This is a genomic window from Bacillus sp. 37MA, assembly GCF_000372765.1.
Classification (GTDB): Bacteria; Bacillota; Bacilli; order Bacillales; family Domibacillaceae; genus Domibacillus; species Domibacillus aminovorans.
Genome location: NZ_KB889752.1, coordinates 170,742 through 194,616 on the forward strand (window position 1 = coordinate 170,742; position 23,875 = coordinate 194,616).

Sequence of the window (23,875 nt, forward strand, 5' to 3'; positions counted from 1 at the left end):
AACCCTTGAGAGAGCGTCAGGAACACGGTTTCTCTATGAAAACACCACTTCTTCGGGAGTGGTGTTTTTTTGTGTGTTTTTACCAATTGAGTGGTAAATGGGTGGTGAAATTAATGAAAGTAAGTAAAAAATACTATAGTTCATATCGAACAACCCCGTGGAACACAATCGTTAAAACAAGAAATTTTGGGGCATGCCAGGCATCTTTTAATTAGAGCCTTTTTTTGTGTTTTTCTTAAACAAACTCTCAAGCATCCGCATACTATATTGTTGAACAACATTCCTTTTGAAAGGGGGTGAACATCTATGAGTAATGGTCATTCTACATGTAGCCTTTTTGAGCTTTTCCTTGGATTTTTAACGGGTGTGGTATGGTTGCTACTAGCAACAACATTGGGGGTACTTACTTCTTTGTTTACATTCCTTAACCTGGGAATTGTTGGTACTGTTTTACACTTCATTATTGCAATACTTGGCTTCCTTGCTGTTCTTCTCTTTGGAATATGTATATTCAAGAGAGCGTGGGGCTGTTGTTGTGGAAAAAAAAGTGGATGCTAATGATGAACTGGAAGCACCGTATATAGCGGTGCTTTTTTAGGCTTTTTTATCATTTGCTTGTTTAAATGGAGAAAAAAGAGAGTCAAGTTTAGCTGCGGCCCGCTCATAAGCCTCCTTTAAATAATGACTGTAAATGTTCATCGTTGTATTACTTGCAAAGAAATACCTTCCCTACATTGGTTTCCTAAACGTTTTCCTTCCGCTTCTACTCGTACGGCATATTTTTCAGATCCAAAAGAAAGCTGAGCTATCCACCTCAATAAAGTATCTTGGATAGAATGTTTTTCTATTACCTTCAGAACGCCTAAAATTCTTAGGATGAGGGGGTAAATTTGTCAGCTATGCGTTTAATTAATGACAGCAAGTTCATGAAAGGTTTTTTATCAATTTAAAAATTGATTAAACATTCTTGTTGTTGCAACTAATGGTAGGCTAGTGGTAAAGTCTACTCGATAATAGTAAAAGTGGATTTGAGTCAATATTCGGGATAAGGTAAGCTAAAAACTATTTAATTTTAAGTTTCTTATTAACTAACTATCATGTAAGTGGTGAAGCACGCATTCATGGATGGCTAAAGGGCAGGTTAGTTGATTGTTTATTGAAGAAAGGAGATTTTTATGCTCATATTAGTGGTTTTCGGAGTTTTATGTGGAATTCTTGCTAGCATACTGGGGGCAGGAAGCTCCATGATGATGACTCCTTTGCTTTTATATGTATTTCCTTTGATTACAGGGAAGTATTTTTCTATTCAAACTATTACATCAGCAACACTTGCACTCACCTTTTTCTCTACTGCAACAGCTTCTATACGGTATCATAATGCCAAGCTAATACCATACCGTTATGCTCTTATACTTGCAATAAGTGGTTCTGTTGGATCATTTATCTCAGGGAGTTATATTTCGAAGAATATAAACCACTTATTCATTCTAACCTTATTTGGTTCCATTGCTGTTTTGTCGTTGGTTTTTAATTTAATACCAATTAAAGAAAAAAATGAACAAGTACCTAAAACTATTTTTTTTGTGATAGGCATTGTTATTATATTTTTTTTAGGCATGACTACTGGAATTATTGGAATTGGAGGTATGGTTCTGTTTATGCCATACATGGTCTATGTATTGCGTTTTTCGATTCGGAAGACAATCGGCACCACAACGTTTGCTGGAGCGATGATTGCCCTTTTTGGGATCATTGGAAAATCTTTTATAGGGATGATGAACTGGGAAGTTTCCCTTATTGTTGCAATTGGCGGGATGATTGGTGGCTATGTCGGACCAACCTTTAGCAAATTCTTTTCTGATCGTGTCTTACGTTATGGAATGAATGTAATCTTGCTTACAATTATAATTACGGTATTAATGGATATTTACAAAAATATTTAAGAGTTCTTATAAGTAGTAGATCGTTTTCGCAACTCGGTTATTTAAAAAACATTGTTTTTATATGTATCAAAAGGTAGTATCTACTGATATAATTGGATTTAAAAATAGTAGGAGGACTTACAATGTCTAGTACTGAAGATATCAAAAATGAGAAACAGCAAATGGAGAGCATCCTATCTGCTCTAAACGACTCTAAAGTTCTCGAATTTAACACGGCTGAACATGGTGTTTACACTCTTATATCAAACGGGATTCCAATGGAGAATGTGGAAGGATACGATGATGAATACTTCACCTTTTCGTATTCAAAAACTAAATATAAAGTGACCATGAAATCTAATGAGAATGACCGTTTCCAAATTGATAAAATAGAGGTTATTTGATTCACGTGTTATATGGTTTATAGAACAAGAGACAAAGCGATAAAACAAAAAGAAGACGCTTACAAGTGTTCGCAGTTATCACATCAATTTGACGTAAGAGGGATTAAATATAGTCCGCCTTCTTTTTTATGTCCACAGTGGTCACAGGTGATAGAGATAGATTAAACTGATTTTGATTGCACTTAAACGTTACAAAGGGAAGCGACGGGACATAAACAGAGTGTTATCGTATATAGGTTTTACAGTAGCCATCTCGCGAAAAATGTGAGGTGGTTTTTTTGTTGAAATTTACTGCACAGGGATTTATTGAGGATAGAAAGACGTATGAGCAGCACCCGGTGCCAAATCAAGTATGACAGAAACGCTTTAGAGAAATGGAGGGAACGGATCTATTATCAGGGCATATAACATAGAAAAAAAGGTACAGCAATAAATGCTATACCTCTAAAATAGATGGATTTTATTTCCTACTATTTAATTGTATTTCCTCCATCAAGTACAATATTTTCACCTGTCATTAAGTTTGTTGCATCGCAAGCCAAGAATAAGGCAATAGCTGCAACTTCTTCAGGATATCCAAAGCGTCCAAGTGGAATTTCTTTTTTCGCTTTTTCTCCTTTTTCTCCAGCCCAAGCCTTTTCACCTAATTCAGTTAAAATAACAGTAGGTGAGATCGCGTTTACTTTAATGTCGAATTGAGCCCATTCATAAGCAAGTACTTTAGTCATTCCAAGAATCCCAGCTTTACTTGCAGCATAAGCCACGTGATTATCTAATGCAATAAGTGCTGCCTGAGAAGCTAAGTTGATAATGTTTCCGCCATTACCTTGCTCAATCATTACACTGCCGACTTTCTGGCACATTTTAAATGATCCAGTTAAGTTAAGATCCATCGTTTTTTGCCAGTAATCATCAGAAATATTTTCTGCATCATCGAGTAATACAAGACCAGCACAGTTTACTAGAATATCAATCTTGCCAAAGTGCTCTTTAACTTTCTTGATAGCACTGTCCATACTTTCATTATTGGTAACGTCACATTGTACACCGATGGCATTTTCTGCACTCAATTCCTTAGCTACATCTTTTACACCATCTTTTAGGTCAAAAATAGCAACTTTTGCCCCTTTTTCTAAGTATAATTCTGACACGGCTTTTCCAATTCCACTTGCTCCACCTGTTACAATAGCTACTTTGTCTGTAATATTGAAGTTCTTATCGTACCCTTGAAAACTCATAAATCGTCTTCCTTTCTATTAGTACATTTTGTTCGCGCTTTCATTGTAATTAAAAATATAGTGCCAAAGAAAAATCCAATTCTACCTCACATAAATCAAAATCTTCTAACTCATTTTTTAGAAAAAATCCATTTGCTGAAGTAAATATAATATCGATATTTAAGGAATCTAAAATATTGATTTACGATTAACTATTTTCATTATAATACTTTTTTTATTGTTTTTTCAATATATATTTTCGTTTATGATTAGTTTATTATAATTTGTTTTCATTTATTATTATTTATTGCTATTTTTTAAAATGAAAAGGGGCTGTTTCATAAGCCACTTTCTTTTATCTTTGCTATAAACATTTCTGATTTACTTATTAACTGATACGACAGGTTATCTTTATGGAGAAGTTGAATAAATAAAAGAAAAAAATGAGCAAAATAAAAAATCGTTTTGGAGGATAGTATGACTTTTGATGAATTAAGAAAAAACAAACCAATAGTCCAATGGGTAGAGGAGGATGAAGATGGCGATTTTTTTACTGAAGAAAATATCAGTGCAACGAACAAAGATCTTGACACTTACATCGAAAGCTTAAAAGAACTAGGGGATCAACCGACAGAGGAAGAAATACAGGGATTTTAAAAAAGGAATTATTAAATAAAAGATAGATATCTTACCCGATTGTTGAACGAACAGAATACATATCTTTGCTGTATCTCACTTTTTTATTTTTGCAAGATGGACTGAACCCGAATAGTGGACAATTTAAAAAGTCCCTATTCGGGTTCAGTTCAGTGAGCAGGGCAATCATTCAATCCGTAAAAAGTTCACCTAATCAAATTATACAGCTATATAACCACCATCAACTGGTAAACTTACACCTGAGATAAATGCAACATCATCGCTAGCAAGGAATAGAACAGTCCTCGCTACTTCCACTGGATTAGCTAAACGGTTACTTAGGTGAAGGCCTACTAAACCATTAGTGACACCTTGTGATAAAGTATTAATAAGCGGTGTTTGAATATAGATAGGACAAACGGCATTTGCACGGATTCCATCTTTACTGTATCTAGCAGCTACTTTTTGTGTAAGCGTTTTCAATGAATCCATTGCAGCTGAGTAAGCGGCAAGATCATCCCTTGCAACAAGGCTGTGAATGGAACCAGTATTAACAATCGCTCCACCAGTTCCTTGTTTTTGGAATTGTTCGATTGCATATTTATTTGAAAGATACACACTTTTTAAGTTTACATCGATTACTTTTTTCCATTTAGCAAAATCTAATTCATGAACATTTGTTTCAATGTTAATACCTGCATTCGCTAACATAACATCTAATTTTCCATATTTTTTTACAGTTTCAGAAACTAAATTTTTTACCTCATCTTCATTTGCTGCATCTACTTTTACGAAAATCGTATCATAGCCATTTGCATTCAGTTCATCAGAAAATACTTTTCCTTTTTCCGATAAATCAGCAACAACAACTTTTGCTCCTTCTTTTACAAACTCAAGTGCTGTAGCGTCCCCAATTCCACTAGCTGCTCCTGTGACGATTACTACTTTATCTTGAAATTTCATGTCGACGTCTCCTTTTTTGTTATTTAAGACAGGATAATATTCATTTCATATTGTCAACATCTTCGCTTTACTCTTTACATTACCCAAATTTGAGTTAGATATGTTTCGGAATTTTAAAAGTTAAAAGAATCGAACGTACAAGAAACAAAAAAGATTCCATCATTTGTAGGGTGATATCTTTCCTATCTTAATAGTTAGTTTATTTTCAGTCGTCAGATCGATTGCTAAAAGGTAATTATTTCGACCGTTTCACATATTCATTTTTCAATTAAAGAAAAGAAGGCTGAATATGCTTCTTACCTTTAATTGGAATTAAATTGAATTTACTGTAGAAAAATGTCGTAAGTTTGAATTTTCAAAAAAATAAATTCAAAACAATTTGCATGTTATACTACTTGAAAGCGCATACACGTTTTAAAAAATCCAGATGAAATGAGTGAACGACTATGTTATTAGAAGACTTGATACATCGTTTTGAACTAGTGAAAAAGCGTAACCCATTACATGCTAATGAATTACTGGATTATATTCAAAAAAGTTATATTTACGGGGAATTATCAATTGTTGATTACAAAAAACTTTTTTTTGAACTAGACAAACGTGGAGCGAAAAAGCCAAGTGCGTTTTTTAGAAAAACAAGACCTGCTGATGTTGAAACATTCACATTAAGTTCTACCATTTAACCAATTCAAAATCAAATAAGAACAGACAAAAAAGTTATTCTCATTAAGCTGCAATTTGAAAGTAGATGAAAAACAAGCGTCAATCTTTATTGATCAAGGATGGCGCTTGTTTTGTTGTTTAGGAAGAAATTTAAATGCAATGGATGCAAATGGGGGATCTGGAATCTGTTTCTTTTTTGTTTGAAAATTTGTAAGTATGTTATAACAATTAATAAAAACGAACTCGTTGAAATTTAAAAATAGCCTAAAGCTTTGCAATTTCCTCTTTTAAAAATCCAATGAATGTACTTACTTCGTTTGTTTCAACTTTTGTTAATACATAAGTTAAAGATGTGGGTAGAATGATTTTATCTGATTTTACTTCTAACAATTTTTTCATCCTTATTTCCTCCCTAACCATGGTAAAGGGTAAATACGAAATACCAAGCCCATGTTCTATGAAGCGTTTTGTTATTTCAATTTGATTAACTTTCATTGTTCGAACAGTTGGGTAATTCCTCTTAATGTCATTCAAAAGATTATCCCAATAATCCGGATGGTTATAAGTGATTAACCTGTATTTTTGTAATATCCTCTGTTCCTCAAACGTATTCTCCTTTTCATCAAGATTAGGTCCCACTAAAATAACAGGCTCTTCGTGTACAATACGGTAATTTATATTTGTTTGTATTGGTTTTACTCTTGTTAATCCAAGGTCTGCTCTTCCTGCACCGATCTCCTCACCTATTTCATAAGATTTAAGTACGTTTATTAAAACTTCTATATCGGGATTTTTATCTATAAAGCTTCGTAATATTGAAGGTAGGATAGAGGATGCAATTTGTGGTGCTGCTGCAATAACTAACCTGCGATTATAACCTTGTTTCCACGATTCAAATTCGTCTACCCCTTGTTCATATGCCGTGATGATCTCTCTTGCATGTGGAAGAAAATGATGACCTGCTGATGTAAGAACAATCTTTTTTCCACTTCTTTCAAACAACTGAATGTTAAGGTATTCTTCAAGTCTTCTAATATGTTTTGTTATTGCAGGCTGAGTGAGAAAAAGTTCTTCTGAGGTTTTTCGAAAATTTTCATACTTAGCTGCAACAATAAACGTTTTGATCCATTTAATATCCATACAAATCATCTCCCTCATTAATAACAGTTGGTTATTAATTTTCGCTATTTCTGTTACTATTTATTATTTGTTCTATTAATTATAATCTCATTAACAGGAATATACAGATTGTTTTGTGTTTACAAATAATTGATCAAGGGAGCGATTAAAGATGGGGGAAACCCAAAGCAAGAAGGATAATTGGAATGCAAATTTATATGATACAAAACATTCATTTGTTTCGAAGTATGGAGACAATCTAATTGAGTTACTGGCGCCAAAACAAGGTGAAAAAATTCTTGATCTTGGTTGTGGAACAGGAGATTTGGCAAAGAAATTGTATGATAATGGAGTGGATGTTAAAGGTGTAGATAAATCTAAAAATATGGTTACGCAAGCAATGAGTAAGTACCCTAATATTAGCTTTATAGTACAAGATGCCATAACATTAGAATATGATAATGAATTTGATGCAGTATTTTCTAATGCCGCACTTCATTGGATAAAACCGCCAAAACAAGCACTGCAGTGCATTTACAAGAGCTTAAAGCAAGATGGGAGATTTGTTGCGGAATTTGGTGGTAATGGAAATGTTCAAACCATAACGGATGAAATCATTCATCAAGTTAAAAAAGAAGGAATTGGTTATAAAATAGAACAATTCCCTTGGTATTATCCTAGCATTGGTGAATATTCTTCTCTAATGGAAGAAGTAGGATTTAGAGTCATTTTTGCAGGGCACTATGATCGACCGACACAATTACACGGAGAGAATGGATTAATGAACTGGATTGAGATGTTCGGCAGTCATATGTTTGAAGGCATTGCCGAAGATAGAAAAGACTATATCATGAAAAAAGTTGAGAATAGTTTAAAAGAAATTTTATATAAAGATGGTAATTGGATAGCTGATTACAAGAGGATTCGTGTAATTGGAATAAAAGAATAACAACGAAAAAATCCGGAGAGAAATGAAATTTCTCTCCGGATTTTCTTTATATTTTCTTTATTTAGAGGGGCTTATGTGACAGCCCCTTGCTTTGTTGTTCAGGAAGGAATTTGAAATTAATACCCCAAAGATCCATAAACCATACCGCTATTGAAACGGCTAACTCACACACCATCCAGCCTATGAATATCTTATAGGAAATTCTTTAACGAAGGGGGATGGTACGTAATGGACCTTCCTGTTATTGTATCGGGGCCGATTTTACGAAGGGTCGATCGGCATAACGTTTATATTTGGGTTGCCACGAGCAGACGTTTTCAAATCGGGGCTGAGTTGTTTCGCATTCATCAGGAAAATCCGGATCATTCGTATACGTATAGCCTTTTAAGCGATCAAAGTGAAACAGAGAGCATCCGCTTTGGTGAACACTTGTATATTTATATGATTAAACTGAAGCCGGTTTCAGGTATCTTCCCTGTAGAAGTGTTGCTAGGATACAATCTTTTGTTTACCGGTGAATCGGAGACTGTCGATTTAGGGCATTTCGGCTTGCTTACGCCAGGTGATGATTCCATTGTGTATGGGAGCCTCAAATACCCTTCTTTTTTTATACATGAAGAAGGAGAGCAGGCAAAAGTGTTGTACGGCTCGTGCCGAAAATTTCACGGAAAAGGCGATGATGCTTTAGCTAGCGCAGATCTGCTGCTCGAAGAAACTTATCCTAACGTTATGAACAGGCCTCATTCCCTTTTTCTTTTAGGTGATCAAATTTATGCAGATGATGTCGCGGACCCACTATTCCCACTCATTACCTCCATCGGCCAGCAGCTTGTCGGAACAAGAGAGCGTTTGGACAGAATAGACAAGCGCCTGAAAAAGAAACCTTTTCGTCAGTCGATCCATCAAATTCACGGAAGAAAGTTCATTATGGATCACTTCTGCCAGTTCACTTCGGCTCAATCTCATAATCATCTTATGTCATTTTCGGAGTATGCGGCGATGTACATGTTGTCCTGGGGACCGCAGTTATGGGAGTATATACAAGAAAAAGGAGGGCTACCTGCTTTTGAAGATGAACTAGCGAACGAAAACATTCATTTTGCTTTCCCACCGGAGAACCGTTTTCGTAAGGAACGTCAGATGGAGCGAAGGCAGCATGAAGCGCGGTTTGCGGAACAATCAGAAGACCTTAGGCAATCGTTGGCTGTTTTGAAGCGTGTCAGACGGCTTCTTGCCAATATTCCCGTCTATATGATTTTTGATGATCATGACATAACGGACGATTGGAACCTTTCCGGGGAATGGAAAGAAAATGTTGAGAATTCGCCTTTAGGCAGGCACGTCGTAGCGAATGGGTTAGGAGCTTATTGGGCCTTTCAAGGATGGGGGAATGATCCTGAAATATTTGATGGGACATTTAGGGAGAAAATCAAGGGGTACGTTCACACATTCGATGTGATGACTGCTTCTTATCGAGAGTGGCTTCATTGTTTGACGACGTATTCATCTTGGCATTTTGTGGCCCCAACCGAACCAAAAACGCTCTTCCTTGATACGAGAACGAAGAGGACGTACGATTTTTCTCCAAAACCCGCGAAAACAGGAAGAATCGTGCACGAGACCATCCAAAGCCCGCAGCTGATTAGTCAAGAAGCTTGGCAATCTGTTTCCGCATCCCTGCTGGAAAGTGGATGGAAAACCGGCGAGGCCCTCACGATTGTTTCTCCGACACCCTTGTATGGGCTTGGTTTGATCGAATCGGTTATGCATTCGTATGTTTATCCTTTACGGGCCGTTGGGATACCAGTTCATCAATTGTTTGATTTTGAAGCTTGGAAATACAATGGGAAGGGGTTTAGTACGTTTCTCCACTGGATTTTCGAATGGCTTCCGCGGCATTGTTTTATTCTATCAGGCGACGTGCACTATGCGTCTTCGGTAAAATCAACCGTTCAATCCAGGAATGGCGCTGCCGCAGAAATTGTTCAATTTACAAGCAGTCCCATGCATAATGGAAGTTTCTCCGGTGTATGGGGAAATCTGATGAAATCAGTCAGTTGGGTCAATTCGTTAAAAAGAAAAAAGAAAGAGATCAACCGGTTTTGTGACGCGGCATATAACATTATTCATCAGGATCGACAGTCTCCCTGTCCGGAAACATGTCACTGGAAGGAAACGCTGGCCTATTTATCAACCAACAAAGGATCGATTATCGAAACAGAGAATAACCTGGGAATGCTCATCATTTCCGCTGAATCTGTTCAAAATACCTTATTGACCTATAAAGTGTTTGAGAAAAATGAAATTTCTTTTAATCGTGTGGATCTTTCCTAAATCATGCACTATAAGAAGTAGAGCAGGTTAAGATTGAATAGAGAAGAGGCAGCCATCTACGGTTCGTTGTTTAATCGCCAAAGGTTTCAAAATTAGCGGTTTTGTACAAACTACCGGGGAAAGGGGTGATCTGATGACACGAGATCGATTTGAACAGGCCTTTGATCAGTATAAACAACAAAGCCAGTTCAATGCTCGCAAGGAAAGCTTTCATCAACAAACGGACAATCAAGAACAGATCATAGCTGTCCGCAAAAATGGCGATGGAGACATCATTGCCTTTAAAACAGATAGCGGAAGAGAACTTGATTATCTTGAAGCACTGAGTGAAGCGAAAGAAGGGAAGCTTGCTCATGTGGATGTGTTCGAGCGGTACGGACGGGAAATCATTCGAAGTGAACCAGATGGCATTCGTGAAAATAACTTGGATAATCTAAATACCTTTTAGCCAACCATTTTATCCCGTATAAACAGGCGGTTAATTCCTGACTTCAAAGAAGAAGAAGTGGGGGATCAACTGCCTGCAAAAGCCCGAATGATTCGGGCGGGCTAAAGTCTCTTAATCTATTTTAGCTTAACATAGTCTGTGAAACGAAACTCGCCGTCATAGCCTTCGCCGTTATCAATCCCAACGAGTTCTTTTACGAAATAATGGATGATCGTTATAGAGCATAAAAGTATTTTTTATATAATTTGGTGGAATGGAAATCAAATCTTCAGGACTTTTAACATCTCGGCCAGCACTGTTTACTTCATATTTGATTTTTTCAAGTGCCATCAATGGATTACCAAAGATGTGTGCATAGGCGAATTCATTAGACCTTGTGTAAAAAGGATTCGGTGTAGAACTCGTGAGATTAATCCCATAACGATCTGAAAATAAATTTTCAATTTCGTCAAAATAAAGAAGTTTCCAGCTATTATATTGATGGATCATATTCAAACTCCCTTTATAAAGATTGGTGTATCAATGGTTTGAGTTGTTGTAAAGAGGCATCCCCTATAAAACAGAATATCATGTTCCTAAATTTGGCTCGAAAATACATAAATAAAAAGTAATGTAACGATTCTGCTCCAGGGTATAAAGAAATAAACTCATTTAAAAGGAGCGGATTGAATGGAAAGCAATATAAAATTATTTATGTGTAAAGACGACGGGGAGATACCAAATAATCCAGAACTGCCGGTTATCGTGTATGAAGGCATTTTTCAAGAGAACCCGGAAGAAATCGAGTCGACATTCAACCGTCATCAGTGGACAAATAGCTGGGTGAATGGGGTGTTTGACTACCATCATTATCATACGAATACGCATGAGGTGCTCGGTGTAAAAACTGGACAGGCGACTGTGCTAATCGGTGGAGAAAAAGGTGAGCGGCTCGAATTACAGGCTGGTGATGTCATCGTTTTACCCGCAGGGACCGGGCATAAACGATTAGAAAGCAGTCCCGATTTTTCGGTTGTCGGTGCTTATCCAGAAGGCAAGAGCCCGAATTTGAAAAAAAGGAGTCCGGGCGAACGGGCGCTGTCACTTGGTGAAATTAACCGGATCGTCGTTCCCGAAACCGATCCAGTTTTTGGGGTCGGTGGACCGCTTCTGGAAAAATGGAAAAAAGAATAGAGCGTCTACATCTGCATATATGTGATTGAATTCCTAAAAAGGAGGGCGATGAACATGAACAGATGGAAGCGTTTTGCCGATTTAGCTGTTGCCAGGTTAGTCTTTGGTGTATTTAGTTCGCCCGCTGATGCTGTCGTGTAGCCGTTCACTTTGGCACGCACATCGACATGAAACGCGGTGACTTTGCCATGTTGCTGCATAAATCCATCGAGTATCATATGAAGAATATGTACACGCCTGTCATTGAATTCGTCACATTCGATTCTGCTAAAGCCGTTAACATTACCTTTAGTGAACCGGTACCTGAACAGCTGCCGCCGAAATACATAGTCGGCGAACATCTTGACTTACGCGTTCAGCTTGAGGGAGAAACAACAGCTGATCCGCTTGCTATTGAATATTATGAATATTCACCTGACCGACGAACCTTGACCTTGACTACTGACCTCACTGGCAAAAAAGGGACATTCATCGCAGTGGATCCGGTGAACACAATCCGGACTCATTTTGAATATTAACCATTGGATGAAAGGGAAAAATGAAGAAGAATCAATCAGGCAAAAAAGGGCTGCCCGTGATGACAAGGGCAGCCTTTTTTGTACATTTTTTATTTTTTCATCCGCTTCAAACCCGCAGCAATCCATTCAGGCGCAAAGGTGGAAGTGCAGCCTTTGGGCACCAGTTTGTCATCCAATCGTCCGATCCGTTCGCCAATGTCGATGCACGTTTCCATGTATTCCGGAAAATGAATACCGATTTCGCACAGGCAGCGGTTCATTGATTCTTGTTTAAAAGCGGGGGCCTCTTTCAAATCAGATTTAATTTCCTGTAATAATTCTTCATAATCAAGGTGGTTCGTTTTCTTTTTGAGCAAATTGTCAATAACAAGATTCCACCCGGCCCGTCCAACAAACTCATTTGGAGAATGTCTTTATTGTCTCCATTCATTGTCATTGTGTACACGTCCGGTCGACCATTCATTATAGTTAATACACACGGCAATCTCATCGAGCGTCAGAGATGGAAAGAAATAAGCGAAAAGTCCTATTCACCAAGCCCTTTGTTACGTTAAAATGATGGTAAAGAAGTTAAATATTCTCAGAAAGATCAGGGGGCAGAAGCTACATGCAAACATGCGAAGAAGTTTATAAATTTCTAGTGAATAGAGTAGAGCAATTAACAGAGGATTGGTATAAAAAACTAGACAAAGTTAATTCGACAGGGATTTATGCTTCTTCAAATCCGGAAGAGATCCAGATCCTAAAAGAGCAAAATAAAGAATTCCATATGCAATTTTTTCAAGTGTTTCTTAAAGAAGAACCAACTTGTTTAAAGCAATTTGAGGATTGGATATGGAAGATCACTCAAGACGAAAGTCACTTAACAACGCCTACACACTTAATCTTGAGGGAATATTATAGAATTCGCGATCTTTATCTCGACTTAATAAAAGAATTTGTGTCTTTGCATGAAGGAGAATATTCTCAAAAAGTGATAGATGCGTGGCATAAAAGAATTATCGATACAATGGATAGAGTAACTGTTTGGTTTATGGAAGAGTATCATAAATCTGCCTTGAAGAGATTACAAAACCAGCAAGAACTTATTAACGAGTTAAGTTCTCCAATCATCGTACTTAATAAAAATACAGGGCTGCTTCCACTTGTTGGGGATATTGATCCTGTGCGGGCTAAATTTATACTTGAAAAAACGCTGAAACAATGCGCTCGAAAAAACTTAGATCGTCTTTTTATCGATTTATCTGGAGTGGTCGCAATCGATACGATGGTGGCTCAACAACTTTTCCACTTGTATGATGCTTTAGGTTTAATTGGTGTAAAAGCCACTCTCTCTGGAATTCGGCCTGAGATCGCCCAAACCGTCATTCAGCTAGGTCTCTCTTTTGATAAAGTACAAGTGACTTCTACTTTGGAAAGGGTCTTAAAGGACATATCAGTAACAATTTAATTGCATATAATGTATGAGAGAATTTGCTCTGGTTGCGCATTTGCGGCTGGGGCTTTTATATATTTATCTGATTGCACACTATGGGCTTTGATTAAGCACAGTTTTAAAAGGGGATTTAAAGGATCGTGTTACAGTATTTTGGCTGCATGTATCGCTAATGACCAGTAAAATTGAGGAAAGTGAGCGCGGATGAAGTACTCATGATACCCTCCTAGTAGACAGATAAAAGAAACAACATCATTATCGTCAACTTAGGAGGTGATTTATCGATGGGACTAGTAATAAAACATACCTTATTATGCTCAGTGGCAAGGGTATCACGAAAAGAGGATACAGTTACTTCCTCTTACTGATAGACAGGGAACTGGATGGAGAAGCATGTTCCTTTATCTACTTCACTTGTCACTCTGATCTGTCCATTCATGCCTTTTACAATGCTAAAGGCGACCATCATTCCAAGTCCGGTTCCTTTTTCGTGTCCCTTTGTTGAAAAATAAGGCTCGCCAAGGCGATTTAACTGCTGTGGCGTCATGCCTATACCTGTATCCTGTATGTCAATTTGGACATTGGAATCATTTGAGAGTAGATTCAGCTGCAATGTCCCGCCATTCGGCATGGCTTCTATTCCATTTTTTAGTATGTTAATTAAACCTTGTTGCAATTTACTTCTTTCACCTAGAATGAAATAATCATCCTGTTTGTTAAAAGTGAAGTTAATTTGAACAGCATTCATATTAGACAAAGGGGTGATGATTTGGATTGTAGACTGAATTTCCTCGAGGACGTCTACTTTCTCTACCGTAACAGGTGCTGGTTTAGCAAACGTCAAGTAATGATTGATGACTTCTGTCGCCCGATCGATCTCTTGTATAGCGATCTCCAAGTATTGTTTTCCATTTTGCATCGATGCATCTTCAGATAAAAGCTGCATAAATCCCCTCGCTGTCGTTAGTGGATTCCTTACCTCGTGAGACATGCTGGCTGCGAGATGGCTGACAATCTCTAGTTTCTCGGATTTTCGCAGGAGCTCTTCTGTTCTTTTTCTTTCTGTGATATCCTCATAAATGCCAAAAACACCAATCACTTTTTCGGCAGCCAAAACCGGAACATACGTGACCGTATAGTCAATAGTGGAGTACTCTCTCATATCAATCGTCGTTTCAAAACTTTGAGATATCCCTTGAAGTGCTTTTTCAAAATAGTAGGCTGAATACGATTTTTTCAACTGAGTAAGCGACTGTTCTTCCAACTCATTTGTACGATTTTTTATGGAGTGATTTACATGTAAACTTTCCCCGTCTACATCAAATAAAACAATCGTATGCGGATGGTTTTCAAAAAGAGAGCGATACCGTTGCTCACTTTCTATTAGCTTCTTTTTTGTTTTTTCTAACTGACGCGTTCGGTTACCTACGATCTCTTCCAAATGTGTATTTACATAAGACAGCTCTTCATTTTTTATAGATAATTGAGCCGTCCTTTCCTTCACTTTGTCTTCTAATGTTTCATTCAATTGTTTAATATTTTTTACTATTTTATCATTTTCATAGAGAATAATTACATGTCTGATCATAATAAAGGCCAATAAAACGATGACACCAATAAATATAGTCATTAATTCATTTTTTTGAAGGAAAGCGACTACAATCAAAATAATAACACTCGTATAAGGGATAATAATTCGACTTACTTTGAAAACGCTCTTTTTTTTAATCCACTTTTTTTCGTTCTTTTTCTCTGCTCCTTTTTCAAAAAAACTGGATAGTCCTATTATTAATACAGCCATACTCCATAACGGTTCTATTAAAGTAAACGGTTCTAGTCTATTAAAAGTTGATTGATAAAGCCAAATAGAGTCAACAATAACATATAGCATCATGCCGCTTAATTGCAGTGTAAATACTTTAAGAGGAAAAAGTTTCTGGTAAGATAAATAAACGAAAATGATTCCCATCAAGGTGCATAAATAACTGATAGAGAAGCTGAAAGAAACAATCATATAAAACAAAGAGAATTGTGAATCAAACAAAATCGGTTTAAGCAAGTACACCCAGCTGACCGTGAACAAAACAGTGACAACGATGCATGCTTCAAACCATAGCTGCCATATGCGGTATTTTTCTTTGTCTGTGTACACTTTATAAAGCAAGGCGGATAAATACAACAATATATTTATAATCCAAAACAAATCCGCCCATCCGGGAAAGATGTAGACAGATTCTGTCTGAAGATCGTATCTCCATATTAATTGTGCTACAAGAACACTAAAACAGCTCGTTATTAATAGGATCCAATACTTTTTTAACTCTCTTCTAAGCCTTTGAATATTCATATAGATAAAGAGAGCGGATATTAAAGGAGCAATTAACGAAAAAATGCCACCTCCGAAATATTTTAGTTCTTTATCATCCCAAAAGTAAAGAAGCCATGCATAATATGTTAATGAGTAAAGAATCACTATAAATACAGCGATTCCTATTCTATTCTTGTGAAAAAGCATCGGTTATTCTCCTTTTATACAGCAAATTTAATGATCAGGATCTTTAAGTAAATATGCTTAATCTTAATCTTTTTATTTATAATAAAGTATTTTGTATCAAAACATCTACATGATTTTCATACTCTTTTTAAAATTTTCCTAATTTAGTATGGAAAAGTTACATTTGTTTAAAAGGAAAAGAGAAAGGCAATCCAGCTTTCACTTGATCTCATAAAAAGTACAGGATGGTGTGTAAAACAATAGCTGCCTTTCTATAACCACCAGCGTTTTTAAAATAAATGAGGCAGCTTGAGCCCAATTCATACCGGTCTCAAGCTGCCTAAAATAGCTTTTTGTTTCCAAAGAAAGAATTTCTGATTTAAAAAACGAACAGATTCCCGCCTTTTCAAATTGAATCTTTACTTGTCATTTAGAACGAGTTTAGTTAAAATACTCAATATTTTCTGCATCTTTAAAAATGTAAATACCTAATCTAATTCCTTTTTATCATGAAGTTTCACTTTATTCAGGGATTGATTGAAGCCGAGGAAACCCCGGCTTCAAAAACGTGAAAATAACATAGCAAAACACTTCGTACAATAACAGTATTACCAATCCAAGGAATTTTATACAAAAACGACAAAAACTCGGCTGCAAGGATTGGAGGATCGTACTTATGAAAAACCCTTACACAATAAAGGTTTAACCATTTCAAAGAAATACATACAAAAAAACGAGATTTCTCTAGACACACAGTTTCATCTTAAAATGGAGGCATTCAACATCTGTTATGAAGTTGTACTTGAATAATAAGTTTGTCTAACTCTTCACTATATTTAAGAGTTTCACTACATCCAAGACCATTGGACGTTCCAGTAGAAATCAATAAATTACGTAACTCATTAATTTGAATGTTCAATTCATCCAAGTGCTCATGATTAATCAAAATGAAATCTCCCCTGTGTTTTTTTATGTATTCTTAACATACGACAGGGTTAAGCATAAAATATCTTTTCGTTAATGAAAATAGGTTCGACAAAAGATCTATAAATGTTACACCAATATCTGTGGAATGAAAGAAAAAGGTCAAAACTCCACCCGACTGTTAAAAGAGTGCTTGAAACTCTATTTTAACAGATCGAGAGAGGCTTGGGTGAAACTAACTAAGATAGAAATTAATCCTAGTAAAGTGACTCTGAAAATGGATATAATGGAATTGAATAACAATTCCATTATTATCTGTGATGAGATGGTGAAAGTCGCTTCACGTACTTAAGTCTTTTTTTTTAATTTAGGAACACTAGTTCGCGACAATTCTATGTAAAGATGGTACAATTCATTTATTAAAAAAGAAAGAATATTCTCAATTCTGGTGAGGTGATGACATGGCACAGACGATCACGGTTCAAATCAAACTTCTTCGGACGAAAGAGCAGACACGTACTTTGAGTGATATGTCGAAGCGCATAGGCTGTCCATTTCCTTCTGTCTGAACAAGTAAAAGAGAAAAATGACGGAAAAGTACCGGAGCTGAAAAACCAGTCTGTGTTTGGAACAATGAGAACGATTCGTTTCATTTCATCCATAAATCGATGCCGCTCTTCATCCATGACAAAGTGAAAAATAAATGATAGTTGATCATAAAAATAATAGAAGAGAAAAGGAAACTGATATGACATTCAAAAAGAAACTATTTATAGCTTTTAGCATTATTTATGGAATCGATGCTCTTCTTCATGTTTTTATCGGGACAAGGATAACTAACTTTAATCAAGAGTTGGAAAATTTCACTAAAAGCAATGAGGTACTTATGTATGCGAACATCATTCAAGATGGATTGAATGATTACAGCAAAGACTCAAGAGATCTAGCCGCGAATCCACCTGAAGACCTTCAAGGTACAATTGAGGTAGATAGGGATAAACACCTTCAAGATGTGAACCTAGCGATCAAATCCCTAGAAAAGTTGGAGAAAAGCGAAGAATCACAAGAAATAGTGGAGAATTTAAAGGCAACGATGAGAACGTATGCTGAAGTAGATAAAGAAATGTCTACACTCATACAAGAAGGAAAAAATGAGGAAGCAACTCAACTGTACTGGTATAAGGCTCGAGAAAGTATGGACAATATGAATGAAGTTGCCTTTCAGCTAAAAAATAGGGAAAATAATATAGCCGCCGAAAATTCAAACGGATTAAACGAGACGTATAATCAAGTTACTAAAGTAACTACAGCCTATGTGTCTGTCTCTTATTTGCTTGGATTAGCAATGTTACTTTTTATTTTGTGGAATGTGACGGGCAGATTGAATAAGATCAATTCGGTCATGTCGGAAGTTAATTTTAATAGCTTGAATAAATTACCTCGTATACACCTTAAAACAAAAGATGAGATTGGAAAAATTGCTATTTCATTCAATGAAATGGCGGAAGCTCTTGAAACGCATACAAAACAGGAGAAAGAATTAAAAGATGCGGCAGAGAAACAAAGCTGGTTAAAAACGAAAATTGCTGAAATTGCGACCATGTATCCTGGAATAGATGATTTAGAGACGTTATCCCACATCTTCATCACAAAGGTCACTCCTATGGTGAGAGGAGCGTATGGCGTCATCTATATAAAGGAGGATATGAGATACAACGGGAGCTTCCAGAAGCTTGCTGCCTATGCAGATAATTATGAAAATCAACAAGAGGTTGGTGCTAGCAGCTTTCATTTAGGAGAAGGAATCGTTGGACAGTGTGCACTAGAGAATCGCATCATTTCACTCAATCAAGTTCCAGAAGACTATATAAAGATTACTTCTGGCTTAGGTTCAGCCCGACCGTCTAATGTACTCGTTCTTCCAGCAGAATTTCAAGGAGAGGTATTGGCTGTGATTGAATTAGCTTCATTTGAACCGTTTAATGACCTAGAGGAAATGCTGCTGCAAGAGGTCATGAGCAATCTCGGTACGAACATAAAAAGTATTTTAAGACATATGCAAGTAGAAAAGCTGCTTCAAGAATCACAGGCTTTAACGGAAGAATTGCAGAGTCAATCGGAAGAACTTCAATCTCAGCAAGAGGAGTTAAGAACCGTTAATGAACAACTGGAAGAGCAGTATGAACACTCCGAACAGAAGACAAAAGAAGTCGAAAAAGTAAAAGATATTTTGGAAGAAAAGGCACAGCAGTTAACGCTCAGTTCGCAATATAAATCGGAATTCTTGGCTAATATGTCCCACGAGCTGCGAACGCCACTTAATAGCTTGTTAATTCTCGCTCAAATGCTCACGGATAATGTCGATGGAAATCTGACGGATAAACAGGTGAGTTACGCGAAAACTATCTACTCATCAGGAAATGATTTATTGCATTTAATCAATGATATTTTAGACATCGTGAAAATTGAAGCAGGAAAAACAGAAGTCATGTCTAAAGATGTGGAACTGACTAACGTGAAAGAATTTGTGGAGGCGCAATTTACTCCTGTCGCTCGTAAGAAAAATATTCAATTGCATGTTCAGCTCGCTTCTGATTTGCCAGAGGTTATTCATACAGATAAACAGCGACTACAGCAAATATTGAAAAATTTATTATCCAATGCCTTTAAGTTTACCGAACATGGTGCTGTCACATTAACAATAGAAAAAGCGGAAAAAGGGATGTTTTCAAAAGAGAAAGAGGATGCTTTCACGCATTCAAATATAGAGTTTGTCTTTTCCGTTAAAGATACAGGAATTGGGATTGCAGCAGAAAATCAGGACATCATTTTCGACGCATTTAAACAAGCGGATGGGACAATCAGCCGAAAATATGGTGGAACGGGATTAGGGCTTTCCATTAGCAGAGAACTCGCTCATTTATTAGGCGGTTTCATTAAAGTCGAAAGCACAGAAGGCTATGGAAGCACCTTTACGTTATATTTGCCTCATTATCAAAACATCGTAAAGGTGGAAGATCAAAACATAGCAAGGAAGGAAATAGCCCATTCTGAAGCAGAGGCAGCCACAACGCATCTCGAAAATTCAAGCACCGTACCTGTTGTTTCGGCTGAGTATCCATTTCAGGCGGAGGATTCTTGGAAACAGGTAAATGGAAGAAAAGCATTGCTAGAAGGTAAGAAAATACTCGTAGTGGATGACGATATGCGTAACGTGTTTGCTTTAACAACAGCGCTTGAAAGCTATCAAGTTGAAGTAATGTTTGCAGAAAACGGAAGAGATGGGATTACTGTTTTGCAAGGAAACCCAGACATCGATCTCGTTATTATGGATATTATGATGCCTGAAATGGATGGATTTGAGACGATTCGAGTGATCCGTCAATTACCTGAATTTCAAAGTCTTCCGATCATTGCTCTTACAGCTAAAGCAATGAAAAATGATCGAAAGGAATGTATTGAGGCAGGGGCATCCGATTATATTAGTAAACCAGTAAATTTAGATCAGCTGTTTTCAATCATACGGGTATGGTTATACAGATAGGTGGGAGTTTAGTATAATTTATGGAGTGAGGGTACAAGTTGAATAATAACGGAGATCAGTTCCAAAATAAGTTAGAAGAAATTGAGATCGACTTATTACTTGAAGGGATTTACCGATACTACGGATTTGATTTTAGAAACTATGCGCTGCCCTTTTTACAACGCAGAATTTGGAATCGGATTCGCGCAGAGAAAATTTCCAGCATTTCAGGTCTACAGGAGAGGATTCTCCATGATCCCTTTGTGATGAAAAAATTGTTTAATGATTTTTCGATTAATGTAACAGAAATGTTTCGCGATCCAAGCTTTTTTTTATCATTTCGAACAAAAATAGTCCCTATTCTGAGAGAGTATCCTTACATTCGTATTTGGCATGTAGGGTGCTCTACTGGAGAAGAGGTCTATTCGATGGCCATCCTTTTGCACGAAGAAGGATTATATGAAAAAACGAGAATTTACGCAACAGATATGAATGAAAATGTATTAAAGATTGCAAAAGATGGGGAGTTTCCTATTAATCGAATGCAAATATATACTAAAAATTATCTTGCGGCAGGGGGAACAAGGGCTTTCTCAGAGTATTATACAGTGAAACATGATAATGCTACATTTCATTCGTTTTTAACGAAAAATGTAGTCTATGCACAGCATAATTTGACGACAGACCGCTCATTTAATGAATTTCATGTGATTATTTGTAGGAATGTGATGATTTATTTTAATAAAGAGCTCCAAAACCATGTATACAAACTACTTCATGAAAGTCTAAGCTTATCTGGATTTCTTGGTCTAGGTAGTAAAGAAGGGATTAAATTTACAAGCATTGCAAATTATTATGAGGAAGTTGATACGTTTGAAAAACTATACAGAAAGATCAAATAATTCTTTGTCAGATCAAGTCGGGCCAGTCGCTGTTGAAGAAAAGGATTTTGAAGAAAAAGACCCGAAGATTAATATTTTAATGGTTGACGATCATCCGGGAAATTTGTTGGCGTTGGAAGCCGTGCTGAACCCATCTGATTATAACTTAGTTAGTGCAAGTTCGGGTGAAGAAGCATTAAAATGCGTGCTTAAACAGGATTTCGCTGTTATTTTATTAGACGTGCAAATGCCCGGATTAAATGGGTTTGAAACAGCTAAGCTCATTAAGGCTAGGGAAAAATCTAAATATATCTCAATTATTTTTATTACGGCGATTAATCAAACGACGGAGCATGTTTTACAGGGGTATAGCCTCGGTGCAGTTGACTATATATTTAAGCCATTTCATCCTGAAACGTTAAAATTGAAAGTTCAAGAGTTTGTTAAGATTTATCAAAATCATGAAAAAACGAAGCGGCAAAGTGAATTACAGCGTCAGTTTGAGCTGAAGGAAGTGAATAAAAAACTAGAAAGCACTACATTTGATTTACGAAAGAATGAAGCGCTGGCAAGGGTTATTGGTGAAACCTTACTGGAAACCATTATTACGTTTGATGATCAAGGCTATACGTTATCCGTCAATCCGGCCGTTAAAGATATGTTTGGCTATTCAATTGAGGAAGTGCGGGGGCAGCATATCGGGAACCTTCTCCCTGAAGTAAAGTACGGTAATTCTGAATCTACCCCACTGCAAATGGATTCGATAAGAGAAAGTACAGGTCAGCTCTTTGAAGCCGTTGCCAAACATAAAAACGGAGGGTTTTTCCCCGTTGATATTCAAATTGGTGAAGCGATCATCGAGGACGAGTATATTTTTGTCTGTTCGGTTCGTGACATTACGATTCGGAAAAATCTGGAGCAGGAGAAAAAACAACAGTATAGCCTTCTGGAAAAACTAGTAGAAGAAAGAACGCAGAAACTTTCGTTAGCCAATGAAAAACTTCGAAAAGAAATTGAAGAAAGAAAAAAAGTAGAAGAAGATCTTCGTTTATCAAAGGAACATTTTTATAAAATTTTTGAATCAAGCCCTTGTTTGATCGAGATACGATCATTAAAAGATGGAAGATATATAAATGTGAATCCAAGTTGGTTGAGCTATACCGGTTATCGCTATGAAGAGGTTGTGAATCAAAACACATCGGTCTTACGTATTAGGGCAAATCCGAATCAAGCGAAAAAAGAGAGTTATAGCTTAGAAACGACAGAGCGTATTCGCAATGCAAAGATTCAATATGAAACCAAATTTGGAGACGTTCATGAGGGCTTGTTATCGACTGAGATTTTTGACATTCACGGGGAAAGTTGTGTCCTGAGTGTTATCACAGACGTCACAGAAAACGCCCGGTTGGAGAGTGAGATGGCTCGCTTAGACCGTTTAAATTTAATTGGGGAAATGGCTGCAGGTATTGCTCATGAAATTAGAAACCCGATGACGACCGTCAAAGGCTTTTTACAATTGTCGAAAAGTGATCCTGAACCTTTCAATATAGAGTATGTTGATTTAATGCTAGGAGAATTGAATAGAGCCAATTCAATCATTACGGAATTCCTTAATTTAGCGAAAAATAAGGTAAGCTATAAAACGCTTCAGTATCTTAACCCTATTATTGAAGGACTGTATCCATTAATACAGGCGGAGGCTTTGTTATCGAACAAGTCGATCGCGCTTCAATTAGGTGAATGCCCTAAAACGTTTCTAGATGAAAAGGAAATCAGTCAGTTGATCTTGAATCTATCTTTAAATGGTTTAGAAGCAATGGCTGCAGGGGGACAGTTAATCGTAAAAACATATACAGAAAATGAAACAGTTGTTTTAGAAATACAAGATCAAGGCTGTGGAATAAAACCAGAAATTCTTGAAGCAATTGGAACGCCTTTTTTTACGACGAAAGAGACGGGGACGGGACTTGGATTAGCGATCTGTTACAGCATTGCTGAACGCCATAATGCCGTCATCGATTTAAAAACAAGTGAGCAAGGAACGGTCTTTTTTATACGGTTTAACGAAATAGAAAATATAAAATTGTGAAGTAGGAATCCAGTTATGGGTAATGATTTAAAAGGCAACCGAGCGGAGGAGACAAGGAGGTAAAGGAGTGCCCTTTTCAACAATTTTTGAAAGCGTAAACAATCCATATTCAAGGAAGGAACCAGAGCTGAACAACTCTGATTCCTTTTTTTTGGACATTTTCGTAGACTGAGGTTCTAATTG

The 23,875-nt window shown here is 36.8% G+C and carries 21 protein-coding genes; 15 read left to right on the plus strand and 6 right to left on the minus strand.

Annotated elements, in window-relative coordinates:
* Positions 1 to 306 precede the first annotated feature (306 nt).
* From A3M5_RS0100985 to A3M5_RS0101005, 3 genes are all read left to right on the plus strand, one after another.
* Positions 307 to 558 carry a hypothetical protein gene (locus A3M5_RS0100985; RefSeq protein ID WP_018391883.1) on the plus strand — a complete coding sequence of 84 codons (252 nt, stop codon included), beginning with the start codon at positions 307 to 309 and terminating at the stop codon, positions 556 to 558.
* A gap of 617 nt (positions 559 to 1,175) precedes the next feature.
* Positions 1,176 to 1,943, plus strand: a complete 768-nt coding sequence (locus tag A3M5_RS0101000; RefSeq protein ID WP_082193802.1) for a sulfite exporter TauE/SafE family protein — start codon at positions 1,176 to 1,178, stop codon at positions 1,941 to 1,943.
* Between the two features lie 122 nt (positions 1,944 to 2,065).
* Positions 2,066 to 2,326: a hypothetical protein gene (locus tag A3M5_RS0101005; RefSeq protein WP_018391887.1), complete on the plus strand. Its 261-nt coding sequence runs from the start codon at positions 2,066 to 2,068 to the stop codon at positions 2,324 to 2,326.
* Positions 2,327 to 2,796: 470 nt separating this feature from the next.
* Here the strand turns inward: A3M5_RS0101005 and A3M5_RS0101010 are convergent, their stop codons facing one another.
* Entirely contained in the window at positions 2,797 to 3,564 is a 768-nt protein-coding gene (locus A3M5_RS0101010) for an SDR family oxidoreductase (RefSeq protein WP_018391888.1), read from the minus strand.
* A gap of 456 nt (positions 3,565 to 4,020) precedes the next feature.
* Between A3M5_RS0101010 and A3M5_RS21935 the strand changes: the two genes are divergently transcribed.
* Complete coding sequence (locus tag A3M5_RS21935) at positions 4,021 to 4,200, plus strand: hypothetical protein (RefSeq protein ID WP_018391889.1); 180 nt, start codon at positions 4,021 to 4,023, stop codon at positions 4,198 to 4,200.
* 198 nt (positions 4,201 to 4,398) lie between these two features.
* On the opposite strand, the gene A3M5_RS0101020 is transcribed toward A3M5_RS21935, so the two are convergent.
* Positions 4,399 to 5,142: an SDR family NAD(P)-dependent oxidoreductase gene (locus tag A3M5_RS0101020; protein ID WP_018391890.1), complete on the minus strand. Its 744-nt coding sequence runs from the start codon at positions 5,140 to 5,142 to the stop codon at positions 4,399 to 4,401.
* Positions 5,143 to 5,588: 446 nt separating this feature from the next.
* Between A3M5_RS0101020 and yppF the strand changes: the two genes are divergently transcribed.
* Positions 5,589 to 5,825 carry a YppF family protein gene (yppF, locus tag A3M5_RS21940; RefSeq protein WP_018391891.1) on the plus strand — a complete coding sequence of 79 codons (237 nt, stop codon included), beginning with the start codon at positions 5,589 to 5,591 and terminating at the stop codon, positions 5,823 to 5,825.
* Between the two features lie 244 nt (positions 5,826 to 6,069).
* Here yppF and A3M5_RS0101030 read toward each other — a convergent pair whose 3' ends face one another.
* Positions 6,070 to 6,945 carry a LysR family transcriptional regulator gene (locus tag A3M5_RS0101030; protein ID WP_018391892.1) on the minus strand — a complete coding sequence of 292 codons (876 nt, stop codon included), beginning with the start codon at positions 6,943 to 6,945 and terminating at the stop codon, positions 6,070 to 6,072.
* 151 nt (positions 6,946 to 7,096) lie between these two features.
* On the opposite strand from A3M5_RS0101030, the gene A3M5_RS0101035 reads away from it, so the two are divergent.
* The 3 genes from A3M5_RS0101035 to A3M5_RS0101045 all read left to right on the plus strand — a co-directional run bounded on the left by A3M5_RS0101035 (position 7,097) and on the right by A3M5_RS0101045 (position 10,655).
* The gene (locus A3M5_RS0101035; protein WP_018391893.1) at positions 7,097 to 7,873 is read left to right on the plus strand and encodes a class I SAM-dependent methyltransferase; all 777 of its coding nucleotides are present in this window, start codon (positions 7,097 to 7,099) and stop codon (positions 7,871 to 7,873) included.
* Positions 7,874 to 8,101: 228 nt separating this feature from the next.
* The gene (locus A3M5_RS0101040) at positions 8,102 to 10,207 is read left to right on the plus strand and encodes a metallophosphoesterase family protein (protein WP_018391894.1); all 2,106 of its coding nucleotides are present in this window, start codon (positions 8,102 to 8,104) and stop codon (positions 10,205 to 10,207) included.
* A 133-nt stretch (positions 10,208 to 10,340) separates the two neighbouring features.
* Positions 10,341 to 10,655, plus strand: a complete 315-nt coding sequence (locus A3M5_RS0101045; RefSeq protein ID WP_018391895.1) for a DUF3892 domain-containing protein — start codon at positions 10,341 to 10,343, stop codon at positions 10,653 to 10,655.
* A gap of 174 nt (positions 10,656 to 10,829) precedes the next feature.
* Here the strand turns inward: A3M5_RS0101045 and A3M5_RS0101050 are convergent, their stop codons facing one another.
* Positions 10,830 to 11,144, minus strand: coding sequence for a hypothetical protein (locus tag A3M5_RS0101050; RefSeq protein ID WP_018391896.1), 315 nt, complete (start codon positions 11,142 to 11,144; stop codon positions 10,830 to 10,832).
* A gap of 180 nt (positions 11,145 to 11,324) precedes the next feature.
* On the opposite strand from A3M5_RS0101050, the gene A3M5_RS0101055 reads away from it, so the two are divergent.
* The 4 genes from A3M5_RS0101055 (at position 11,325) to A3M5_RS0101075 (ending at position 13,796) form a co-directional block, all read left to right on the plus strand.
* A complete protein-coding gene (locus tag A3M5_RS0101055) occupies positions 11,325 to 11,828 on the plus strand; it encodes a cupin domain-containing protein (protein WP_018391897.1) in 504 nt (167 codons plus the stop codon).
* 167 nt (positions 11,829 to 11,995) lie between these two features.
* Entirely contained in the window at positions 11,996 to 12,346 is a 351-nt protein-coding gene (locus A3M5_RS0101065; protein ID WP_155894646.1) for a hypothetical protein, read from the plus strand.
* Positions 12,347 to 12,366: 20 nt separating this feature from the next.
* Positions 12,367 to 12,609 (plus strand): hypothetical protein, encoded by a 243-nt coding sequence (locus A3M5_RS25045; protein ID WP_155894647.1) that lies wholly within the window; start codon positions 12,367 to 12,369, stop codon positions 12,607 to 12,609.
* A 344-nt stretch (positions 12,610 to 12,953) separates the two neighbouring features.
* Positions 12,954 to 13,796 carry an STAS domain-containing protein gene (locus A3M5_RS0101075; RefSeq protein WP_018391900.1) on the plus strand — a complete coding sequence of 281 codons (843 nt, stop codon included), beginning with the start codon at positions 12,954 to 12,956 and terminating at the stop codon, positions 13,794 to 13,796.
* Between the two features lie 346 nt (positions 13,797 to 14,142).
* Here the strand turns inward: A3M5_RS0101075 and A3M5_RS23545 are convergent, their stop codons facing one another.
* Together A3M5_RS23545 and A3M5_RS24165 are read right to left on the minus strand one after the other, a co-directional pair.
* Positions 14,143 to 16,296 carry an ATP-binding protein gene (locus tag A3M5_RS23545; protein WP_018391901.1) on the minus strand — a complete coding sequence of 718 codons (2,154 nt, stop codon included), beginning with the start codon at positions 16,294 to 16,296 and terminating at the stop codon, positions 14,143 to 14,145.
* Between the two features lie 757 nt (positions 16,297 to 17,053).
* A complete protein-coding gene (locus tag A3M5_RS24165) occupies positions 17,054 to 17,221 on the minus strand; it encodes an aspartyl-phosphate phosphatase Spo0E family protein (RefSeq protein WP_081898104.1) in 168 nt (55 codons plus the stop codon).
* 726 nt (positions 17,222 to 17,947) lie between these two features.
* Here A3M5_RS24165 and A3M5_RS0101085 point away from each other — a divergent pair.
* From A3M5_RS0101085 to A3M5_RS0101095, 3 genes are read left to right on the plus strand one after another with little or no spacing between them, the layout of a single operon-like run.
* Positions 17,948 to 20,743 (plus strand): response regulator, encoded by a 2,796-nt coding sequence (locus A3M5_RS0101085; protein WP_026221538.1) that lies wholly within the window; start codon positions 17,948 to 17,950, stop codon positions 20,741 to 20,743.
* Positions 20,744 to 20,781: 38 nt separating this feature from the next.
* Positions 20,782 to 21,624: a CheR family methyltransferase gene (locus A3M5_RS0101090; protein ID WP_018391903.1), complete on the plus strand. Its 843-nt coding sequence runs from the start codon at positions 20,782 to 20,784 to the stop codon at positions 21,622 to 21,624.
* A complete protein-coding gene (locus A3M5_RS0101095; protein WP_018391904.1) occupies positions 21,596 to 23,692 on the plus strand; it encodes a PAS domain S-box protein in 2,097 nt (698 codons plus the stop codon). The genes A3M5_RS0101090 and A3M5_RS0101095 overlap by 29 nt, the downstream gene beginning before the upstream one ends.
* Positions 23,693 to 23,875 lie beyond the last annotated feature (183 nt).

Bases quoted from the DNA above. Each gene is read 5' to 3' on its own strand.
- A3M5_RS0100985 (WP_018391883.1), top strand. From the start codon at position 307: ATGAGTAATGGTCATTCTACATGTAGCCTTTTTGAGCTTTTCCTTGGA.
- A3M5_RS0101085 (WP_026221538.1), top strand. From the start codon at position 17,948: ATGACATTCAAAAAGAAACTATTTATAGCTTTTAGCATTATTTATGGA.
- A3M5_RS0101000 (WP_082193802.1), top strand. From the start codon at position 1,176: ATGCTCATATTAGTGGTTTTCGGAGTTTTATGTGGAATTCTTGCTAGC.
- A3M5_RS25045 (WP_155894647.1), top strand. From the start codon at position 12,367: ATGAAGAAGAATCAATCAGGCAAAAAAGGGCTGCCCGTGATGACAAGG.
- A3M5_RS0101050 (WP_018391896.1), bottom strand. From the start codon at position 11,144: ATGATCCATCAATATAATAGCTGGAAACTTCTTTATTTTGACGAAATT.
- A3M5_RS23545 (WP_018391901.1), bottom strand. From the start codon at position 16,296: ATGCTTTTTCACAAGAATAGAATAGGAATCGCTGTATTTATAGTGATT.
- A3M5_RS0101020 (WP_018391890.1), bottom strand. From the start codon at position 5,142: ATGAAATTTCAAGATAAAGTAGTAATCGTCACAGGAGCAGCTAGTGGA.
- A3M5_RS0101065 (WP_155894646.1), top strand. From the start codon at position 11,996: ATGAAACGCGGTGACTTTGCCATGTTGCTGCATAAATCCATCGAGTAT.
- A3M5_RS0101045 (WP_018391895.1), top strand. From the start codon at position 10,341: ATGACACGAGATCGATTTGAACAGGCCTTTGATCAGTATAAACAACAA.
- A3M5_RS21935 (WP_018391889.1), top strand. From the start codon at position 4,021: ATGACTTTTGATGAATTAAGAAAAAACAAACCAATAGTCCAATGGGTA.
- A3M5_RS0101010 (WP_018391888.1), bottom strand. From the start codon at position 3,564: ATGAGTTTTCAAGGGTACGATAAGAACTTCAATATTACAGACAAAGTA.
- A3M5_RS0101075 (WP_018391900.1), top strand. From the start codon at position 12,954: ATGCAAACATGCGAAGAAGTTTATAAATTTCTAGTGAATAGAGTAGAG.
- yppF (WP_018391891.1), top strand. From the start codon at position 5,589: ATGTTATTAGAAGACTTGATACATCGTTTTGAACTAGTGAAAAAGCGT.
- A3M5_RS0101035 (WP_018391893.1), top strand. From the start codon at position 7,097: ATGGGGGAAACCCAAAGCAAGAAGGATAATTGGAATGCAAATTTATAT.
- A3M5_RS0101005 (WP_018391887.1), top strand. From the start codon at position 2,066: ATGTCTAGTACTGAAGATATCAAAAATGAGAAACAGCAAATGGAGAGC.
- A3M5_RS0101040 (WP_018391894.1), top strand. From the start codon at position 8,102: ATGGACCTTCCTGTTATTGTATCGGGGCCGATTTTACGAAGGGTCGAT.
- A3M5_RS0101030 (WP_018391892.1), bottom strand. From the start codon at position 6,945: ATGGATATTAAATGGATCAAAACGTTTATTGTTGCAGCTAAGTATGAA.
- A3M5_RS0101055 (WP_018391897.1), top strand. From the start codon at position 11,325: ATGGAAAGCAATATAAAATTATTTATGTGTAAAGACGACGGGGAGATA.